This is a genomic window from Amazonocrinis nigriterrae CENA67 (genome assembly GCF_016056305.1).
Lineage (GTDB): Bacteria > Cyanobacteriota > Cyanobacteriia > Cyanobacteriales > Nostocaceae > Amazonocrinis > Amazonocrinis nigriterrae.
This window is the reverse complement of record NZ_JAECZC010000020.1, coordinates 35,848-54,999: the sequence shown is the minus strand read 5'-3', so window position 1 is coordinate 54,999 and position 19,152 is coordinate 35,848. Positions and strand designations below refer to the sequence as shown.

General features: G+C 41.4%; 11 protein-coding genes. 6 read left to right on the top strand and 5 right to left on the bottom strand.

The features are described from left to right. The first annotated feature begins 44 nt into the window (after positions 1-44). Positions 45-1,580, top strand: a complete 1,536-nt coding sequence (locus I8748_RS13220) for a trehalase family glycosidase (RefSeq protein WP_198125039.1) — start codon at positions 45-47, stop codon at positions 1,578-1,580. Between the two features lie 514 nt (positions 1,581-2,094). Here the strand turns inward: I8748_RS13220 and I8748_RS35685 are convergent. Then, on the bottom strand, positions 2,095-2,220 hold the full coding sequence (locus I8748_RS35685) for a hypothetical protein (RefSeq protein WP_263975735.1): 126 nt from the start codon (positions 2,218-2,220) through the stop codon (positions 2,095-2,097). Positions 2,221-2,258: 38 nt separating this feature from the next. On the opposite strand from I8748_RS35685, the gene I8748_RS13215 reads away from it, so the two are divergent. Then, positions 2,259-6,770 carry a WD40 domain-containing protein gene (locus I8748_RS13215; protein WP_214662545.1) on the top strand — a complete coding sequence of 1,504 codons (4,512 nt, stop codon included), beginning with the start codon at positions 2,259-2,261 and terminating at the stop codon, positions 6,768-6,770. 259 nt (positions 6,771-7,029) lie between these two features. Here the strand turns inward: I8748_RS13215 and I8748_RS13210 are convergent, their stop codons facing one another. Further along, on the bottom strand, positions 7,030-10,920 hold the full coding sequence (locus tag I8748_RS13210; RefSeq protein ID WP_198125038.1) for a DUF2157 domain-containing protein: 3,891 nt from the start codon (positions 10,918-10,920) through the stop codon (positions 7,030-7,032). Positions 10,921-11,382: 462 nt separating this feature from the next. On the opposite strand from I8748_RS13210, the gene I8748_RS13205 reads away from it, so the two are divergent. Both I8748_RS13205 and I8748_RS13200 read left to right on the top strand, forming a co-directional pair. Further along, the gene (locus tag I8748_RS13205; RefSeq protein ID WP_198125037.1) at positions 11,383-12,108 is read left to right on the top strand and encodes an ROK family protein; all 726 of its coding nucleotides are present in this window, start codon (positions 11,383-11,385) and stop codon (positions 12,106-12,108) included. Positions 12,109-12,347: 239 nt separating this feature from the next. Beyond that, complete coding sequence (locus I8748_RS13200; protein ID WP_198125036.1) at positions 12,348-13,367, top strand: SDR family oxidoreductase; 1,020 nt, start codon at positions 12,348-12,350, stop codon at positions 13,365-13,367. 73 nt (positions 13,368-13,440) lie between these two features. On the opposite strand, the gene pip is transcribed toward I8748_RS13200, so the two are convergent. The 3 genes from pip to I8748_RS13185 all read right to left on the bottom strand — a co-directional run bounded on the left by pip (position 13,441) and on the right by I8748_RS13185 (position 16,328). Continuing rightward, positions 13,441-14,388, bottom strand: coding sequence for a prolyl aminopeptidase (gene pip / locus I8748_RS13195; RefSeq protein ID WP_198125035.1), 948 nt, complete (start codon positions 14,386-14,388; stop codon positions 13,441-13,443). A gap of 136 nt (positions 14,389-14,524) precedes the next feature. Beyond that, positions 14,525-15,277: a HEPN domain-containing protein gene (locus tag I8748_RS13190; protein ID WP_198125034.1), complete on the bottom strand. Its 753-nt coding sequence runs from the start codon at positions 15,275-15,277 to the stop codon at positions 14,525-14,527. Further along, positions 15,261-16,328 (bottom strand): ParA family protein, encoded by a 1,068-nt coding sequence (locus I8748_RS13185; protein ID WP_198125033.1) that lies wholly within the window; start codon positions 16,326-16,328, stop codon positions 15,261-15,263. The genes I8748_RS13190 and I8748_RS13185 overlap by 17 nt, the downstream gene beginning before the upstream one ends. Before the next feature lie 411 nt (positions 16,329-16,739). On the opposite strand from I8748_RS13185, the gene I8748_RS13180 reads away from it, so the two are divergent. Together I8748_RS13180 and trmB are read left to right on the top strand one after the other, a co-directional pair. After that, entirely contained in the window at positions 16,740-18,074 is a 1,335-nt protein-coding gene (locus tag I8748_RS13180) for an NAD(P)/FAD-dependent oxidoreductase (protein ID WP_198125032.1), read from the top strand. A gap of 351 nt (positions 18,075-18,425) precedes the next feature. Further along, complete coding sequence (gene trmB / locus I8748_RS13175; protein ID WP_198125031.1) at positions 18,426-19,076, top strand: tRNA (guanosine(46)-N7)-methyltransferase TrmB; 651 nt, start codon at positions 18,426-18,428, stop codon at positions 19,074-19,076. Positions 19,077-19,152 lie beyond the last annotated feature (76 nt).

Here is a 19,152-nt window from a genome sequence, read left to right as displayed (position 1 = left end):
CTCCCTACTCCTCACTCCCTACTCCCTAAGTTAAAGATGGAATTATGACTAATAAATCTACACAAACTTCATCCACACTTGCCCCCGACCAGATTTATGCTGTACGGAGATACATCAAAAAAACTTGGAAAACCTTAACGCGATCGCATGAACATTTGTTGCAATCTGCTAAGGATACCAAGTTAGAGCATAAATCAGATACTCCCTGGATTGTATACATCTCCCCCCAAGAAGATTGTCCCAATGTTCAGTTTGTTTTGGAGCGATCGCTGTCAAAAAAGGACATGCAACAAATTGAAATTCGCACTCTCCCAACTTCAGTTGAGGCGATTCGAGAACATGGTTTGCTATACTTACCGGGGCCTTATGTTGTCCCTGGTGGACGTTTTAATGAAATGTATGGTTGGGACAGCTACTTTATATTACTGGGGCTGTTGCGTGATGGCGAGTTGGAGTTAGCCCAAAGCCAAGTTGATCAGTTGTTATACCAAGTGCAGCATTATGGTACAATTCTCAACTCTAACCGTACTTACATGTTGTCGCGATCGCAGCCTCCTGTCCTCAGTTTGATGGTGTTGGCGCTGTTCCAATATACCCAGGATGAAGAATGGTTGAAGTCAGCTTTACCACTACTGGAGCGATTTTATTATTACTGGGTAGTGCCGCCTCATTTGAATCCCGCCACAGGTTTGTCTCGATTTTATGCTTTTGGGGAAGGCCCTGCACCGGAAGTATTATTTTCTGAACGCGATGAAGAAGGCAAAAGTCATTACGATCGCGTTAAAGAATACTACCAAAGGTTTGAAATTGAAGATTATGATGTCAGTCTTTTCTACGATCGCGAAAATGACCAACTAACCAATTTGTTTTACAAAGGCGATCGCACCATGCGCGAGTCTGGGTTTGACATCACCAATCGCTTTGGGCCTTTCAGTATTGATATCTTACATTACGCGCCTGTGTGCCTCAACAGTTTGCTTTATCAAATGGAAATAGACTTGGCACAAATTTATGATATTTTAGGCAATGAAGAAATAGTGGGACAATGGCGCGAACGAGCAGAAATTCGCCGCGAACGCATTGATAATTGCCTCTGGGATGAAGAAAAAGGACTTTACCTAGACTATCATTTTCAAAGTGAACAACGTCGTCGCTATGAATTTGCCACTACCTTTTATCCTTTGTGGGTGGGGCTTGCATCAGATGCACAAGCGCGACGCGTCGCCGAAAATCTTTCTTTGTTTGAAGCCCCTGGTGGTATCTTTACTAGTACTCGCGTCACAGGTAATCAATGGGATGCACCCTTTGGTTGGGCACCGCTGACATATATCGCTGTCCAAGGATTGCACCGTTATGGATATCATACTGAAGGCGATCGTATTGCTCAAAAGTTCTTGCTGATGGTAGTTGAAGAATTCGAGCGTTACGGCAGTTTAGTAGAGAAATATGATGTGGAACACTGTTCTATGAACGTTTCCAACGAAATCTGCTTTGGATACAGTTCCAACGAAATCGGCTTTGGCTGGACAAATGGAGTCGTTCTAGAATTTTTAGCACCACTAGAAAAGTCTGTGAGATAATTTGCGATCGCACTCAGTTAAGTTGGCGAGTCGTAAACTAACTTTTGCGACTCGTAAATCACGTGAGTTCGACAGATTTAAAAGACCCCTCTCCAAACCTCTCCCCTAAAAGGAGGAGCCAGTGCGTTCGGTCGCCAGACTTGTACTGCTTCGCAGAACCCGCAGGCTAGCATGTGGCGTCAGAGGCTTAAAAACCTTAATTTTTCGTTCTTTATCTAGAATTTCAAAGCCCCTCTCCTACGCGGAGAGGGGTTGGGGAGAGGTTCATCGAACTCACGTTAAATCAGTTTTTCTAAATTACTTATAATATGTCTGCTGCGAGCGCAACGAAGTAGAAGGAAGTAACCGCAAGGACTCTGGAATTGCTACTCTAAGAAAGCGGGAACCCTCTCCCTTGGGAACGAGAAGCCGCTAGCCTGCGGGTTCTGCGAAGCAGTACAAGTCTACGATTCGCTTGCATTAGACTATTTCGATACCACAGAATGTACTTCTGAGGAGATTTCGTAACGAAAAATTATCTATTTTTTGTCATGGCGATCGCTGCTGATAAACCTTCAAACTTTTTATTCAGTAATCCTTTAAAAAAGTATAAAAGTGAACCGTAATAATCAGAATATTTTTTGTAATAGTAATTAAACATCAGTCAGTGAAATAACTCTGCGTTATCGGGGTCACATCATGATCTTAATCCTGGATCAAATTATAAAAGCAATTGCTGGCATCACCAATCCTTTGATTAAAAATAAATTGCAGCGTAATGAAATTGTCATTCAGTTACTCAAGCGATTTAACCTTAACCCAGAACATCCACCGGCTGATTTTAGTGGTGTTTACGCTTTTACTTTAGTAGAGTACGGTGTTGGCAAACCAAAGCCATTGCTCGAATTATTCCACCAAGAACCGATTAAACAAGCTTTTCGCAAAGCATTAGACCACAATAACCTTTCAATTATCCTTTCTGAAGTTGATGCTTTTGTTGATGGCTATGTATTAGGTGATGAAATCAAAAGCTTGAAACTTGATGTCAGGCGAGAAATAGCTGAATTTGCAACGGTATTTATCGAAGTTGCTAAACGCACTCGCACACCTGCTGATGTGTTAATGAACCAAGATATTGGCTCTCTACATCAAAGAATTGCAAGTATCCAAAAACAACTGCAAAGATTGCCAACTTTGGAAGGAATTCGTACAGAAATAGCAAGGTTGGCAGTAGAGAATTCTTTAACGCTATCAGGAACTACAACTGAAAATAAATGTAGAGCTATAGCCTTAGCCCAGCAGATGCGGGGTTGGTTTGAAACTTTGGGCTACCGCTTGGAAAAATATGAAATCTGGGCAGAAGAATATTTTGAATGGATTATTAATATCCCAGTACGTCGCAGGTATGACCGTATTCTTGTACGTGGTGTTGCAGGAGAAGTTGGATTGAGTGATGTGATGGTCTTACGCGAGTCAGTTGCAGAGCAAAAAACTGATGAAGGCTGGTTGGTAACTACCCGTCGTATTTCAAAAGCAGCACGAGATGAAGTCAAAAAGGAAGAAAATCGTCACTTGGACTGCTATACATTTGACGAACTGATTGACTTAGATGCTGACTTTAGTAGTTATCTTAACTGGTTAGAAACCGAAATCAAAGCCCGGAAAATTGATCAAAACTATGTCCCCCTTGCTTGTACCAAAGAGGAGATTGACCCAGTTAACGAACAACGAATCGGGGTAAGTCGTTACGGAAAAGAAGACGGCTGGATTGATGGATACATCGACAAGTGGCTTGGTGATCAAGCTAAAGAGCATATTTCAATTCTAGGAGAATTTGGCACGGGCAAAACTTGGTTTGCCTTTCACTATGCTTGCACTGCACTGCAACGTTACCAGGATGCCCAAAAGCGTGGCGTTGAACGCCCTCGTTTGCCTTTAGTAATTTCCCTGCGGGATTATGCCAAAGCAGTGAGTGTCGAGTCCCTGTTTTCTGAATTTTTCTTTCGACAGTACGAAATTCCACTACCACACTATAATGCCTTTGTCCAACTTAACCGCATGGGTAAGTTGCTGCTAATTTTCGATGGTTTTGACGAAATGGCAGCAAAGGTAGATCGCCAACAGATGATTAACAACTTTTGGGAACTAGCAAAAGTCGTAGTTCCCGGTTCTAAAGTTATCCTTACCTGTCGTACTGAGCATTTTCCAAAAGCCAAACAAGGACGGGCTTTACTCAATCCGGAACTGCAAGCTTCCACTGCAAAGTTAACTGGAGAAACCCCTCAATTTGAAGTGCTGGAACTAGAGAAATTCAACGATGAGCAAATTCGCCTATGTTTATCATACCATGCTGACACTACAACCGTTGAGCAAGTGATGGGCAATCCCCAATTATTAGATTTAGCCCGTCGTCCGGTGATGACTGAGTTAATCTTAGAAGCTTTGCCATATATTAAAACGGGTAAACCTGTTGATATGTCACAAGTTTATCTGTATGCAGTGCGGCGCAAGATGGAACGGGATATTAAGGCAGAACGCACGTTTACTTCTTTGGCGGATAAGCTCTACTTTTTATGCGAACTGTCTTGGGAAATCCTTTCTACTGACCAGATGAGCCTGAATTACCGCCTATTTCCTGACCGCATTCGTCGCCTGTTTGGTTCTGCGGTGCAGGAGGAAAAAAATTTAGACCACTGGCATTATGACATGATGGGGCAAACCATGCTCATCCGCAATGCTGATGGGGACTATACTCCAGCACATCGTTCTTTATTAGAGTTCTTTGTGGCTTATAAATTTGCCGCAGAGTTAGGAGCGTTGGCGCCTGATTTTACCGAACTGGCCCAAGCACAGTCTCATTTAAATAATAGTGCAGCAGATCAAGACTATACTTGGTCGGGCTACTTTTCACGTCAGCTAGATGAAACTGGGCATTATGTTGCACAAGCACCTTTGAAAGCATTTACAAGTGAGCCATTGGAGAAGTTGAGGGCGACTTTAGGGAAAGCACCTTTGACGAAAGCGGTGATCGATTTACTTGTGCCAATGTTGGGAAATTATCACTCCATCATTAATATTATTGAAACAACGCGTGGAAAAAATGAAGATGAGGTGGGTTACACCGGAGGAAACGCAGCAACGATTTTAGTCAAAAAAAATCCCAACATTCTAGCAGATAAAGATTTAACAAAAACTTTTCTCAAAGGGGCTGATTTTTCCAAAGCTAGATTATTTAATGCCGATTTAAGTGGTGCTAATCTAGAAGACGCTGAATTTACTGATTTCCTAGGTAATAGTTTATCTGTGACGTTAAATCAGAATGGAGATTTGTTAGCTGTAGGTGATAGTGTCGGTGTTATCCACCTTTGGAAAGTTGATAGCCAAGGCACAAAAAAAAGATTTATTAAACAGCAAGTTAATAAAGGACATACAAGCAATGTATGGTCAGTCAAATTCAGTCCTGATAATAAGTGCTTAGTTAGTGGTAGTGATGACCACATGATAAAAATTTGGGATGTTGAAAGTGGTCAATTAATTAAGACAATTGAAGGGCATCAATCTTGGATATCTTCAATTGATATCGCTCGTGATCGCCAACTACTGGCTAGTGGTGGTGGTGACAGAAAAATAAAATTATGGAACCTGGAAACAGGGTCTTCTGAAAAAGACTGTTTGGGGCATACGCAAGGCATACATACAGTTCAATTCCATCCTAATAGTAAGATTTTAGCTAGCGGCAGTAGTGATCAAACAGTTAGGCTCTGGGATGTTGATACAGGCAACTGCCTTGCCGTTCTAGAAGGTCATACTGATTCTGTGTTTGCTGTGTCATTCAATTTAGATGGTAGCATGATTGCAAGTGCAGGAGCGGATAAACAAATTCAGATATGGAATATTCAAGATATCGAAAAATCAAAACTGATAACGAGTTGGAAAGCTCATAGTGATGATATTTCTTCAATTGCCTTTAGCCCAGTCACTAAAACTACCCTAGCTAGTAGCTCTCACGACACAACAGTGAAGCTATGGGATATTAAAAATATTGGAGAGATTCAACTTATAGCTACCTTGAACGAACCAATAAATTGGGTTCATTCAGTAGCATTTAGCCAAGATGGAAAAACACTATTCTGTGGCTGTGAAGAGCAAACAGTTTATCTCTGGAATATTCAGCGTATTAATGAAATCAAGCCCTCTTTTATAGGTTCTTTAAGCGGGTATAATCTATGGGCGCATAGCATAGCTATTAATCGCAAAGGTTCAATTTTGGCGTGTGGCTATAGCGATCAAGTAGTTAGGATATGGAATGCAGATACATATGAGTTACAGGCAACACTATCAGGACATCAAGGTAATATCTTTAGTGTTGCTTTTAGTCCTACGGATGATCAAACTCTTGCAAGTGCCAGTTACGACTCTACAGTCAAGTTATGGAATACTCAAACAGAGGTAAGTCGCAATCTTATAGGACACACGAACTGGGTCTTTGCTATTGCTTTCAGTCCCGATGGAAAATATCTTGCAAGTGGAAGTGCTGACAAATTAGTAAAGTTATGGGATGTGAGCAAAGGAGAATGTATTCATACTTTTTCAGACCATCAAAAACGAGTCTATTCAATTTCATTTAGTAAAAGTGGACAATTTTTAGCTAGTGCTAGTGATGATGCAACAGTAAAAATATGGAATGTGCAAGATAGAAAACTTGATTGCTCTTTGGAAGACAATGAAGAAGAGATACATTCTATTGCATTCAGTCCAACCGAGGAATCAATCTTAGCAAGTGGGGGTGCTGATGGTAGAGTGAGACTTTGGAACATTCACACAAAGCAACTTCAAATTTTAGAAGGACATGAACTTTGGATTAATTCAGTCGCTTTTAGCCCGAATGGTAAAATCTTAGCCAGCGCAAGTGAGCGGAAGGTTATTCTTTGGGATGTTTCAAAGGGTGAAAAAATTAAGCAACTAGTTCCTCCTGAAAGTAACTACCGCCTAAGTGTAGTAGCATTTGCTCCTACTGGTAATATCCTAGTCAGTAGTGGTGCAGATGGAGCGATAATTTTCTGGGATGCGAATACAGGTGAATTAGTTAAAGATATACCTGCTGGAGTTCCTTACAAAGACATGAATATTCACGATATTTTAGGTTTGACAGAAAGGCAGATAGCAACTCTCAAATCTTTGGGAGCAGTAGAAAGACGTACTTCTTCTTAAGACTATAGTTCGACGTTTTCAACGAAATCGGCTTTGGCTGGACAAATGGAGTCGTTCTAGAATTTTTAGCACCACTAGAAAAGTCTGTGGGATAATGTGCGATCGCACTCAATCAAGTTTGCGACTTGTAAACGAGCTTTTGCGACTTGTAAACTAACTTTTGCGACTTGCAAATCTCTGGTGGTGCGTTATCGCGCCAGCGTAACGCACCCTACCAAACTCTACAAATTACGAATTACGAATTACGAATTACGAATTATTACTCCCATCCTTGAAATTCATCGCTAGTGTTGCGAAGCAAGGAATTTAGCTGAGTGCGGCGGGTTTCAAAGTTAGCCGCGACGGAAATTAATAAAATTCCCACTAATAAACCCACAACCCATTTTAAAAACGGGTAACGCAAGCTAAAAACTACTAATTGATAAATACTAGTAATGAAAAAAGTAGCTGTGCCAATATACAGAAAAGCCCGAATTCGCAAAGCTAAACCTGCAAAAATGGCCATGAGGCTGAAAAATCCCGATATTAGCGGCGCGTCTTGATGAAATAAAATTGGCCATCCACAAATTACACCACTGCCAAGCATTCGTAAACTGTGACGCGCTGCTTTATATTCTGGCAATTTCAGCTGAGGATCTACTTGAGCAATATAAAGCAGTGATAACCCAATTATTGTTACATACCATAATGGATCAGTTAACCGTGAGTCAATAAGCCATCTACACAAAGCCCAATCAACTAATGCCACACTGATATAGCTAAAACGAATGTTTTCTCCAACCTTTGCCAAGAAGATATAAAATGCAGCTACCAGTAACAAAGTGATGGGATAAACTTGCAGCCTAGTTTCCCATAAAATAATTAATGGTATGATATAGGATGCGATTTGCCACGGTCTTTTAGACCATCCCCAATTCTCCCAAGGTAGGATATACAAAAAATAGGCAACTACGCAAGCGATCGCCCCATTCCAAGGAACTAAGGACCCAGTTATCAACTTCCCCACTGCTGTCTCACGCCAATAAATCCTCATCCCCGCTACTTCTAATAAGCCAAGGTAAACCCACATTTCTGCTATTGTGATTCTGCCAAAGATGCGTGTGGAAGTTGCCACAGGCGCATGTCGTCCTTGAAAAATGGCATACATAATTAATAATCCCCCCGTACCCAATCCCACAAGGCGGTTACTTTGAATCGGTAGGGGAATAGCAGCCATTAATAAAAAGCTACTCCAAGCCCAATGCAGATGAGTGATGTTTTTCAGTTCCCAACGGCTAAGGCGTAAGTACTGGCTTAACCAAAAAGCTAATCTGTCATAAACTAACATGATGCTGGTGCCAAGGGCAGACATGGCAATTAAGCCATCACCTAATGCGCCTCCAGTAACTTGGAACATTTGATAAAACAACAGTTCATAGGCAGAAATTGATACACCAATAATTCCTAAATAAAGCAAGGGTTTGAAAGCTTCGCTGCGTCGCCCCACACCGATGATAATTAAAGCTACACCCAAAGAAGCTAAACCTGTCCACTCAGTAAAGGTATTCAAACGTAGCAAGACGCTAAATACACCATACGCTAATGGTAAAACGTGGAAACTACTAGGAAGCCTTTGCAATTGAAATCGCCGCCGCCACCACTCTCCCACCAGCTGAGTGATTAAACCTAAAGCGATATTTGCAATGGCAATTCTCACGGTTGAACGTTCGCCAAACCCTAGCCCCTCAGCAATTAACAATTCCAAACACCAACCAATACCATAAAATGCCCAATCTGTAGGTTCAAGCCAACTCCGGTAAGCAATTCCTGCTAAAGTTATGCCAGTGGCAATTAAGTAAAATAATCCTGGGGCAACTACTCCTTGGTAAAGAAACGAGGAGTGTAGCGTCATACCCAACAACTCAATGCTACATAATGCGATCGCCCATTGATCAAATGCTGTTGCATACATCAGTGCTAATTCGTTACCGCGTCGCTGCAATGCTGTCCGCCCCAACCATAAACTGAAAATAGCGATCGCACCGACAACAAACCACCCCGCTAAGGATAAGCGTGGTAAACTAGGCGAACCTGTCCACAGCAATGCAGCGATCAAACCCAGACTATACCCTACCGTAATTTCCGCATTAGTTTTGTTTCTTAAATAATGCGTATTAGCAAACATAACAGCCACAGCTATAGCTAAACCAATTAATCTGCTTCCTGGCAGCGGTAAAGTTAGTAACTGAGCCATAGCCACAGCTATGATGCTCAAGAAAGTACTTGTATTGCGGCGCTGTGCAGATATGCGACTGACTAAACCTGTGAGAGTTATGGGCGTAATTAGCCAAATAACTCGCCAATCAATTGGTGTTTCAGAAATCCCAAACCACAATAATTCAACATTGAGGCACAAAACAACGTAACTAGCGATCGCAAGTGCTATACCGATGTACCAGGCGCTACTTTGCCAAATGCCATTGCCGAGGCTAAATATCCATTCCGCCACCATCAAAGCTAGCAAAATACTTGCCCAAACTTGCAAAGCCAGAGTTGGCAAAAGCCAGTTAACTGTGGAGCAAAACGTTAACACTCCCATGACGTGAGTGAGGTATACCAAAAGAAGAGGTGGGGATGAGGGGGATGGGGTGCGGCGTTTGGTGATGACGGCGAGAGTAATGGTAGATAATAGGAGATTTAGCGATCGCAAGGTAGGATTTAATAGTGCGATCGTTGTTAAAAAACTGGCAAACATCATACTTAACATGTCGCCAAAGTTTCCCAAATCTCGCTGGCGACGGCGATACAAGTTATCGGTGAACGCCACCATGAAAATTAAGTAGGGAAATAAAGCTACACCCAACAATGCCCAAGGTTGATTTTCAGCGTCAGTTAGTTGTGTAGCAATTGCGATCGCAGATGTTTGTACACCAGCAGGTACTAACCGCCAACCCAGCCAAACAGTTTGTAAACCTATGGCGAAAACTGCTGCCAAATCGATTTGTAGATTATATCTTTGCAAGCGTTTGCCCACAAACCACAGACTTAACCCACTGACAGCGATCGCTTGCTCTGGATGTTTTACCACCGCCACCAACCAACCCAGGAACAGCAAGATAGCACCAAGAAGTTGCCATAGTTGGGGAGATGAGGGGGATGGGGGGAAAGAATTGCTCGTCTGCTCCCCTGCTCTTTGCTGTGCTAGCCAAGTTACCAACCAACCACAAATACCAATAGCTAAGCCTAACTGGGTAACGTCTACCTGAGCAACAAAAATCGCCCGTGCTAGCAATACTATAAGGGCATAAATAATCACAGAGGCGTAGAAATTCATACTTATTCCAGTACGCCGCTCACTGTTTAATTCGTTATTAGCAACACCTCTTTGGTGGTAGCGATGCTGATAAACGGTAATAATAGTTGTGCCTATCATTGCCACATAAACGGCAATTAAGGGAATTGCTGGTAATTTCCAACCCCAGTGCAAATAACTTAGCCCCAGAATATTTATTAAAGGTAATTTTCCAGATATAAATTTGCTAGAAACGGTAATAAATGTCAGTGTGGGAAATGCGATCGCTACTGTCAACCAGTCCAGAGGATTGTGCCACAATTGAAAGCTGTCCATTGCCCAGAAGTTAACTGGCACTAACAACAGGGCAACAATTAATAATGTCTTAGCTGTCAATCTCAAGTTATTTTGTTTACCAGCCCAGAAACTCAACCCCCAAAAACTCAAGGTATAAGCAAACAAAACTCCATACTGCAAAGAAGCGGGAAACTTTTCCCACTGGCTTGCAGCAAGCACCCCAGAGGACAATACTACTAAAAATACTCCTAAAAATAGCAGCCAGCGGACACTCAATTCTGCCCCCAACGATTGCAACATCGAGGCGATAAAATTGGGTTTTGCTGGCTTTGGTGCTGGTTGTCTGCGGCTATCACCTTCTAAAGCTGCCACAGGTAACGGCATAATCAAATCAGAAGTTACAGGTTTCATCTGAGGTTCTAACCTCACTGCACAAACAAGGTACTCCTGGCATAATTGCCTAACTTGGGCATCGGATATCAGACCCAAACGCAACCATATATCTAATCCTTCCAGTAGTTGAGGATGGGAGGATGGTAGCCTGAGTTCAATTTTTAAAAGGCGGTCAAGTGGCGATGACATAAGCCGCAGGAGTATCAGTATATACTTAAATATTCATTTGCTTCAAGTATAGTTATGCGCCAACTGTGCCACTTGTTTGGCTGACTTATACTAATTGTTAACGTAAGTTTTTAATACTTAACTGATCAATCGAGTTTTTCGAGCTTGGGAATGGGAAAAAACTGTTATTAATCCAGATAATAAAGGCTGTGCAGTCTTAGGTTGGGTTACACAGGCAAGGAAAGACATACAATTGATTTACTACAATAAATCCAAGAATTGGTTATCAGACTTGATACCACTGCTAATTTGGTCAAAGGTTAACAGAGCTTTCAACAAACGATATCGGCACATTAAGAATTTATTTACTAATAGCAAAAACTTTGCTATTAGGTAGCTTATAGGAAACTGCAAGCGCAAAAGAGTAATGTTAATGTATTGCTATCATCGGCACACAGCAGGCAGCAACAAGGATAAAACCAAATGACCGAAGATAATGGATCTATTCGCACCCTATCGGTTGATATTGGCGGTAGTGGTGTCAAAGCCATGGTATTAGATATTACAGGAAATCCGTTAACAGAAAGGGCGCGTGTAGATACACCCCAACCAGCTAAACCGGAAGTTGTCATCAATGCAATTGCAGTGTTAGCAGCTGCACAAGGTGAATTTCATCGCGTTTCCGTAGGTTTTCCTGGGGTGGTGCGCTGTGGAGTCACAGAAACAGCAGTCAACTTAGATCGAGATTGGATTGGGTTTGACTTACAAACAGCATTATCAAATCGCTTAAACAAGCCTGTACGTGTGATTAATGATGCAGATATGCAAGGATTGGGAGCGATCGCAGGCAAAGGTGTAGAATTAGTGATTACTTTAGGTACAGGGTTTGGTTCAGCTTTGTTTGTGGATGGTAAACTAGTGCCAAATATGGAAATGGGACATCATCCATTTCGTAAAGGTGAGACTTACGAAGAACAACTAGGGCGTGCAGAGTTAGAAAAAATTGGCGAGAAAAGATGGAATAGACGCTTAGAAAAAGCGATCGCATCTTTGCAAAGACTGTTCAATTATGATTGCCTTTACATTGGTGGCGGTGAAGCCGTCAAAGTAAATATCCAGCTACCCTTAAATGTTAAACTCATTCCTAACATCACTGGTTTATTAGGCGGTATAGCTTTATGGCGAGATGAGAAAAAAGTTAAGAGTTAAGAGTTAGGAGTTAGGAGTTAGGAGTTAGGAGTTAGGAGTTAGGAGTTAGGAGTTAGGAGTTAGGAGTTAGGAGTTAGGAGTTAGGAGTTATTTCTCCCTCATCCCCTCATCCCCCTCAGGGCAAACGCATCCCCCATCCCTGCTTCACAAACTTCTCTACCCCATGCATAAGTCTTACGAAGGATGCACCTACCTTTTATAAAACTTTACATAGAAGAAGAGGTTAGGGATGACTTAATATGCAGTTAAAACCAATTCATCAGCAGGTAGTCGTCATTGTTGGCGCTTCTAGCGGTATCGGCAGGGACACAGCGCTGAAGTTTGCCCAACGCCGTGCCAAAGTAGTAGTTGCTGCACGCAGTGAACCAGGTTTGAAGTCTTTGGTTGAAGAGATTCAAGCCTTGGGTGGTGAGGCAGTGTATGTTGTTGCCGATGTGAGTGATTTTCAGCAAGTCAAGGCGATCGCAGATCAAGCTGTAGCAAAATATGGACGATTGGATACTTGGGTTAATGCTGCCGCTACAGGTATAATTGCTCCCTTCGAGAAAATTACACCGGAGGAGTTTAAGCAAGTTGTTGATGTCACCTTGATGGGACAAGTGTATGGTGTCATGGCAGCACTTCCTTATCTCAAACAAGAGGGACGAGGAGCGCTAATTCTCATTTCCTCAATGGAGGGTAGGCGCAGTTTACCGCTGCAAAGTCCTTATTCTGCTGCCAAACATGGTTTAGAAGGATTCTTGGACGCGCTGCGCGTGGAGTTGCAATACGAAAAATGGCCCATTAGCGTTACGTCAATATTGCCTTCAACAATTAACACACCTTACTACAATAAAGTTGGCACCAAGATAGGCGTTAAACCGTCGGGCATTCCACCGTATTACTCAGCCAGCCTTGTAGCCGATGCAATTCTCTACGCTGCCGAACACCCAACACGGGATTATGTTGTGGGGGATGCAGGTAAACTATTAGATTTGCTGCAACGCATTTCGCCACCTCTAACAGATTCACTGTTACAGGTTGTCGGTTTTACTGGACAGTATACTGCCCAGGCAAAATCAGAAGACGACCCAAATAATGTTTTTACGCCGATTTCAGGCTATGACAGAGTAGAGGGAGACTTTGGAAAACTGACAATCCCAAGTTTCTTAGATGCGATAGATTTGAATCCGTCCATTAAGAGGGGAGCGATCGCTTTAGCAGCGCTAGGCATTGCCGCATTTCTCGGTGCTTGGGCTAATTTAGGGAGTAGGGAATAGGAAATAGGGAATAGGGAGCAAGCAGAGAAAAACGACTAATGCCCAATTCCCCATTCCCAATTCCCATATTTTGTTATAAGTCTGCAAACTTATCTGTTGCTGCAATCAAAGCACTACAAATTCCTGGTTCCATCATCGAATGTCCAGCATCACCAATAACAATAAATTCTGCTTCTGGCCAGGCACAATGTAATTCCCAAGCTGATATCATCGGACAAACCACATCATAACGACCCTGTACAATCACAGCTGGAATGTGGCGAATGCGGTCAACATTTAATAACAATTGGTCTTCTGTTTCAAAAAATCCCTTGTTGATGAAATAATGGCATTCAATACGAGCAAAAGCTGTGGCAAACTGATGATTACCAAACTTTTGCATTAGTTCTAGGTCTGGAAATAACTTACTGGTGCTACCTTCCCAAATTGACCAAGCACGGGCACATTCTAATCGAATTTGAGCATCTGCACTAGTTAAACGCTGATAATAAGCTGTGAGCATATCATCACGTTCTTCTATGGGAATTGGTTTCACATATTCTGACCAAGCATCGGGAAAGATATAGCTAGCACCTTCTTGATAAAACCAACGCAATTCTTTTTGTCTCAACATGAAAATGCCACGCAGAATTAACCCTGTGCAGCGAGAGGGGTGAGTTTGACTGTAAGCTAATGACAGAGTACTTCCCCAACTACCACCAAAGACTACCCACTTTTCAATATTTAAATGTTGACGCAGTTTTTCTATATCATTAACTAAATCCCAAGTTGTGTTTTCTCGTAGTTCTGCATGGGGTGTACTTCGACCACAACCGCGTTGGTCAAACATGACTAATCGCCATTTTTCTGGGTTGAAGTACTGCCGATAAATAGGTAAACAACCACCACCAGGCCCGCCATGCAACAAAACAATCGGTTTACCTTGTGGATTGCCAGACTCTTCATAATGAATTGTGTGCAGATCAGAAACTTGTAAGCTACCTTCTAGGTAGGGTGCGATGGGCGGGTAAAGTTCTGGCATTTTGATTATTTGACCAAAAGATTCAGGAGTCAAGCAACAGAGCAATCTTATCGCATACATGGGTAAGGGTACAACATTGTTGTGCCCTTACCATAATCTGCTCCTCACCAAGTTACAAGTAACATAGATAATTAAGCTACAAGATTTGATGAATACTTTCAACAACTTGCTTAAGAAAGTCAACTGCATCATTAACCAATAACTCATCAATATTCCATCGATTTCCTATATTAAAGGTTGGATCGATATCAGCTTCGTGAGCAATTTTATTTCTCCGATCAACAATTAAGCTCAGTTGTTGTTTGATATCTTTTGTTGGTCTACCTATTTTAACAGCAACCTCGTCCCATAATTTCTTATCTGATATCAATCTAATTGCATCAGCTATCTTATCTGGTTGTTGAAAGCTTTTATAACTAAGAGTTTCTCGGATTTCATTTTCTAGCCAAGAAACATTATTATTCAGCTTATTCGCTATACTACTTGATATTGCTGGAATTAAAGACGAGATTGTATGAGACTGCTGTATAAATGTGGAGCCGTAATTCTGTTGAATCTCGTTTTCTAACCAAGATGCAATATCTATGGCCGTTATCCGCTCTTGACGGGCAGCACTTAACGAAATTTGAAAGCGGGAAAAAGCTGATTGAGTAGTATTTGCTGGAGGGCTGGGTTCAGGACGTTGACCGCAATGAATTTCTAGCATCCCCAGTGTAACAACTTCGTGAATGTAATAGTCTAAAGCACTCACAGCTAGCACTAAAGAAGCTCTTAAAATATCTGACACATCCAAAGCACTTGTAGCTTGAACTTTGATAGAATTGTGAAGAGCAATGAGGTCTCGAACGCGACCAATACTAATACGAAATTGGTCAAGCGCTGACTGCATAATTAGAGGTAGAAGTTAATGCAATAATCTTGTCTGCTAAGTCTGAAAAAGTTTTCCTAAATTCATCTTGTTTCTTTTGGTTCCTTTCTAATACTATTCCTGTTTGCCTCAATTGCTCAGGTGTGAGGTCATAAACTGGGGTTCGGTGTTCCTGAGATAAGGCAATTAGACTATTAAAATTTGAGATTTTTGTCAGAGTTAAGCTACCGTTAATTCCCTGTTCAGTGTAGACTATTGCAGGTAGCATCATATTATTATGGCGTAAGATAGGAACTAATTTATTAGAAACAGCTTCCTCAACTTTCTGAATCCATGTTTGAAAAGCAGCAGTCTCTTTTCCACGTATAATTCGATAATTTTGCACAATAATTCCTAAAAAACGTAACGTAACATTAGGAAATGGATAAGCAGCATCTTTCAGAATTGGCAGAGAACTTGCTGTTTTAGCCCAAGCGTACCATCTTGGTAGAACTTTAGCTAAAGAATCTATTGCCATTACTGAGAAGAAATCAGCAGTGGTTGGAACAAGAAAAAAGTCGCTTGTCATTAATAAATTCTGATTTATTGAGCCTAAACTTGGACTCATATCAATTAAGATATAGTCTGCATTAAATTTAGTAGCTGTTTTCTCAAATAAATCAGTGATGGAACCTGGTATGTTTTTAAGGGCTTGAATTGAACCACTTAATTCCTGAGCAATACCTAATGTCACTTCGTATTCAGCAAATCCAACATTACCAGGCAATAAAAATAACCCATCTCGACCTTGTACGGGGATACAATCTATAGCCTCAATAGCTCTCGGTTGTGACTCAAAAGCAGGAGCTAAACCCGTTTTAATGTTCGATGTTGTATTATATATATTTTCTAATCTTGCCTCATCATCCTCTGTTTCGTCTCCCAGAACCATCCCTGTGAGATTACATTGTGGGTCAGTATCCACAAGGATGACTCTCTTACCTTTTGAGGCCAGCATCCATCCTAAATTAAATGTGGTTGTTGTTTTGCTAACTCCACCTTTGTGATTAAACAAGGCAATTTTTTGAACCATTGTACTATGCTTGCAGAAATTGGCTTTCAGGTTTCAATTCTAAGTATAACTAGTTTTAGAGATACAAAATCTCACATCTTTATCAATCAATCTAGTTTTGTTCAAGTGGACTATGAGTGTAACAATTTTTAGGACAAGTCCTAGCCCCAAAGGTTAAAGCAGTGAGTATTACCATAGCGTAATTTTCCTGATTGGGTATTTTATTGCTTAAGTGATTCGCTGCGATCGCACTCTTCCATAACTAGCAACTTGGATGCATAAACTTTTCACTTTTAATAATGACAAATTGCTAACTTTGATACTTTTATTATTTTTTAAATTGTTCCAAATTAACGGCAACCCACATCATCATGCTGTTAAAACTTTTGTTAAGAAAAATTACAACTCTCTTAACAGAAGGAAATATTTCGTATGGCAGTTGCACTTGACAATAATGGACGACATCAGGTTGTAATCATTGGTGGAGGCTTTGGCGGACTCTATACAGCAAAGCATCTTGCAAAAGCGAATGTGAATGTTACTCTTATTGATAAACGTAACTTCCACCTATTTCAGCCACTTTTATATCAAGTTGCGACAGGTACGTTATCACCTGCTGATATTTCCTCACCATTGCGAGCTGTATTCAGTAAAAGTAAGAATACCCAAGTGTTGCTGGGAGAAGTAAATGATATCGATCCCAAAGCACAACAAGTGATCATGGGCGATAAAGTAATACCTTACGATACATTAATTGTCGCCACAGGTGCTAACCATTCCTACTTTGGTAAGGATAACTGGAAAGATTTAGCTCCTGGCTTAAAAACTGTTGAAGATGCCATAGAAATGCGCCGCCGGATATTTTCAGCATTTGAAGCAGCAGAAAAAGAAACCGATCTCGAAAAACGCCGTGCTTTGTTGACTTTTGTGATTGTGGGTGGCGGCCCTACAGGAGTAGAATTAGCAGGTGCGATCGCTGAGTTGGCATACAAAACTCTCAAAGAAGATTTCCGCAACATCGATACTTCAGAAGCGAAAATTTTACTATTACAAGGGGCCGATCGTGTCCTCCCACACATTTCACCAGATTTATCGGAAGTAGCAGCACAATCTTTGCAAAAGCTGGGTGTGATTATCCAAACTAACACCAGAGTGACAAATATTGAAAATAATATAGTCACTTTCAAGCAAGGCGATGAAGTGACAGCAATTGCTTCAAGAACTATATTGTGGGCAGCAGGTGTTCAGGGTTCCCCAATGGCGAAAGTCCTAGCAGAACGTACAGGTGTAGAGTGCGATCGCTCTGGACGTGTGATTGTAGAACCAGACTTGACTATCAAAGGTTATAAAAACATTTTTGTAGTAGGAGATTTAGGCAACTTCTCTCATCAAGATGGTAAACCTTTACCTGGCGTTGCACCCGTAGCCAAACAACAAGGAGAGTATGTAGCTAAACTCATTCAAAAACGTCTTCAGGGTCAAACTTTGCCAGCATTTCATTACAACCATGTAGGTAGTTTGGCGATGATTGGGCAAAATTTAGCTATTGTAGATTTAGGCTTTCTCAAACTTACAGGTTTCCTGGCTTGGGTATTTTGGCTAATAGTTCATATCTACTTCTTAATCGAGTTTGACACTAAATTACTAGTAGTATTCCAGTGGGCATGGAATTATATCACTCGTAATCGTCGCTCTAGATTGATTACAGGTCGAGAAGCTTATGTAGAAGCAAAAACTGTTAACAATATAACCCAAATTGCTAATTAGCTTTAAAGGAGGAAATAGAGTGAAATCCCCTGCAAAGGAAAGCTCCAAGGGAAACAATGATTAACAAAATTGTTGCAACCTACTGTATCACTGACAATATCCAAGTCAGCTATTGAACATCTCGATCGCCTTCAACAGTTCGTCTGTGATAGCATATATAGCAATTATTTGGTTTAAGCCCTCCTTTTTTTCTGATTGGAGGGAATTTTATTGCTTAGCTGTCCCCAAGCGATCGCTCAAAAGAGTAATTAGCAACTTGGATCTTCTTTAAAGTTCCTCCCACTGCTGCGGTGATAGTTGACGCTCAACTTGTTCCTAGATAGCATCAAAATCTTGCCCTTTGAAGTAGCCATGCGTAATAAAATTCGAGTTCGTCAACACGTTAACCCACTTGCTCAAAAGTATGGAACACCAGCCAATCCTCTTGACTGGGAAAAAGTTTATGCCCAGTTCAACCAACCGCTACATCTAGATATCGGCTGTGCTAGGGGACAGTTTTTGTTAAGTATGGCCAAGATAGAACCCAACTGGAATTTTCTGGGGTTAGAAATTCGAGAACCTTTGGTAGTTGAGGCGAATAATTTGCGTGATGAATTGGGGTTAACAAATTTGCACTATTTATTTTGCAACGTCAATAACTCATTGCGATCGCTATTATCTTCCCTACCTCCAGGAACTTTACAGCGCGTTACCATTCAATTTCCCGATCCTTGGTTTAAAACCCGTCACGCTAAACGCCGGGTAGTGCAACCAGAATTAGTAGAAGAATTAGCTAATTATTTGGCAGTTGGGGGGGAAGTTTTTCTGCAATCAGATATGAAATTTATCGCCGTGGAAATGTGCGATCGCTTTGCTGCACACTCAGCTTTTCAAAGATTTGGTACAGAAGAATGGTTGGCTGAAAACCCGCTACCAGTCCCCACAGAACGGGAAGTATATACTCAAAAAAAGGGTGAACCTGTTTATCGTGCTTTATTTAAAAAGGTAGAGAATAATTCGTAATTCGTAATTCGTAATTCGTGAGGCAGTTACTCCACTTGGGGTTTCCCCAAGTGGAGTAACTGCCGAACCCGGAGGG

Excerpts from the sequence above, each read along its gene's own strand:
- I8748_RS13205 (WP_198125037.1), top strand. The coding sequence starts at position 11,383 with ATGACCGAAGATAATGGATCTATTCGCACCCTATCGGTTGATATTGGC.
- I8748_RS13215 (WP_214662545.1), top strand. The coding sequence starts at position 2,259 with ATGATCTTAATCCTGGATCAAATTATAAAAGCAATTGCTGGCATCACC.
- I8748_RS13210 (WP_198125038.1), bottom strand. The coding sequence starts at position 10,920 with ATGTCATCGCCACTTGACCGCCTTTTAAAAATTGAACTCAGGCTACCA.
- pip (WP_198125035.1), bottom strand. The coding sequence starts at position 14,388 with ATGCCAGAACTTTACCCGCCCATCGCACCCTACCTAGAAGGTAGCTTA.
- trmB (WP_198125031.1), top strand. The coding sequence starts at position 18,426 with ATGCGTAATAAAATTCGAGTTCGTCAACACGTTAACCCACTTGCTCAA.
- I8748_RS13220 (WP_198125039.1), top strand. The coding sequence starts at position 45 with ATGACTAATAAATCTACACAAACTTCATCCACACTTGCCCCCGACCAG.
- I8748_RS13190 (WP_198125034.1), bottom strand. The coding sequence starts at position 15,277 with ATGCAGTCAGCGCTTGACCAATTTCGTATTAGTATTGGTCGCGTTCGA.
- I8748_RS13180 (WP_198125032.1), top strand. The coding sequence starts at position 16,740 with ATGGCAGTTGCACTTGACAATAATGGACGACATCAGGTTGTAATCATT.
- I8748_RS13200 (WP_198125036.1), top strand. The coding sequence starts at position 12,348 with ATGCAGTTAAAACCAATTCATCAGCAGGTAGTCGTCATTGTTGGCGCT.
- I8748_RS13185 (WP_198125033.1), bottom strand. The coding sequence starts at position 16,328 with ATGGTTCAAAAAATTGCCTTGTTTAATCACAAAGGTGGAGTTAGCAAA.
- I8748_RS35685 (WP_263975735.1), bottom strand. The coding sequence starts at position 2,220 with ATGTTTAATTACTATTACAAAAAATATTCTGATTATTACGGTTCACTT.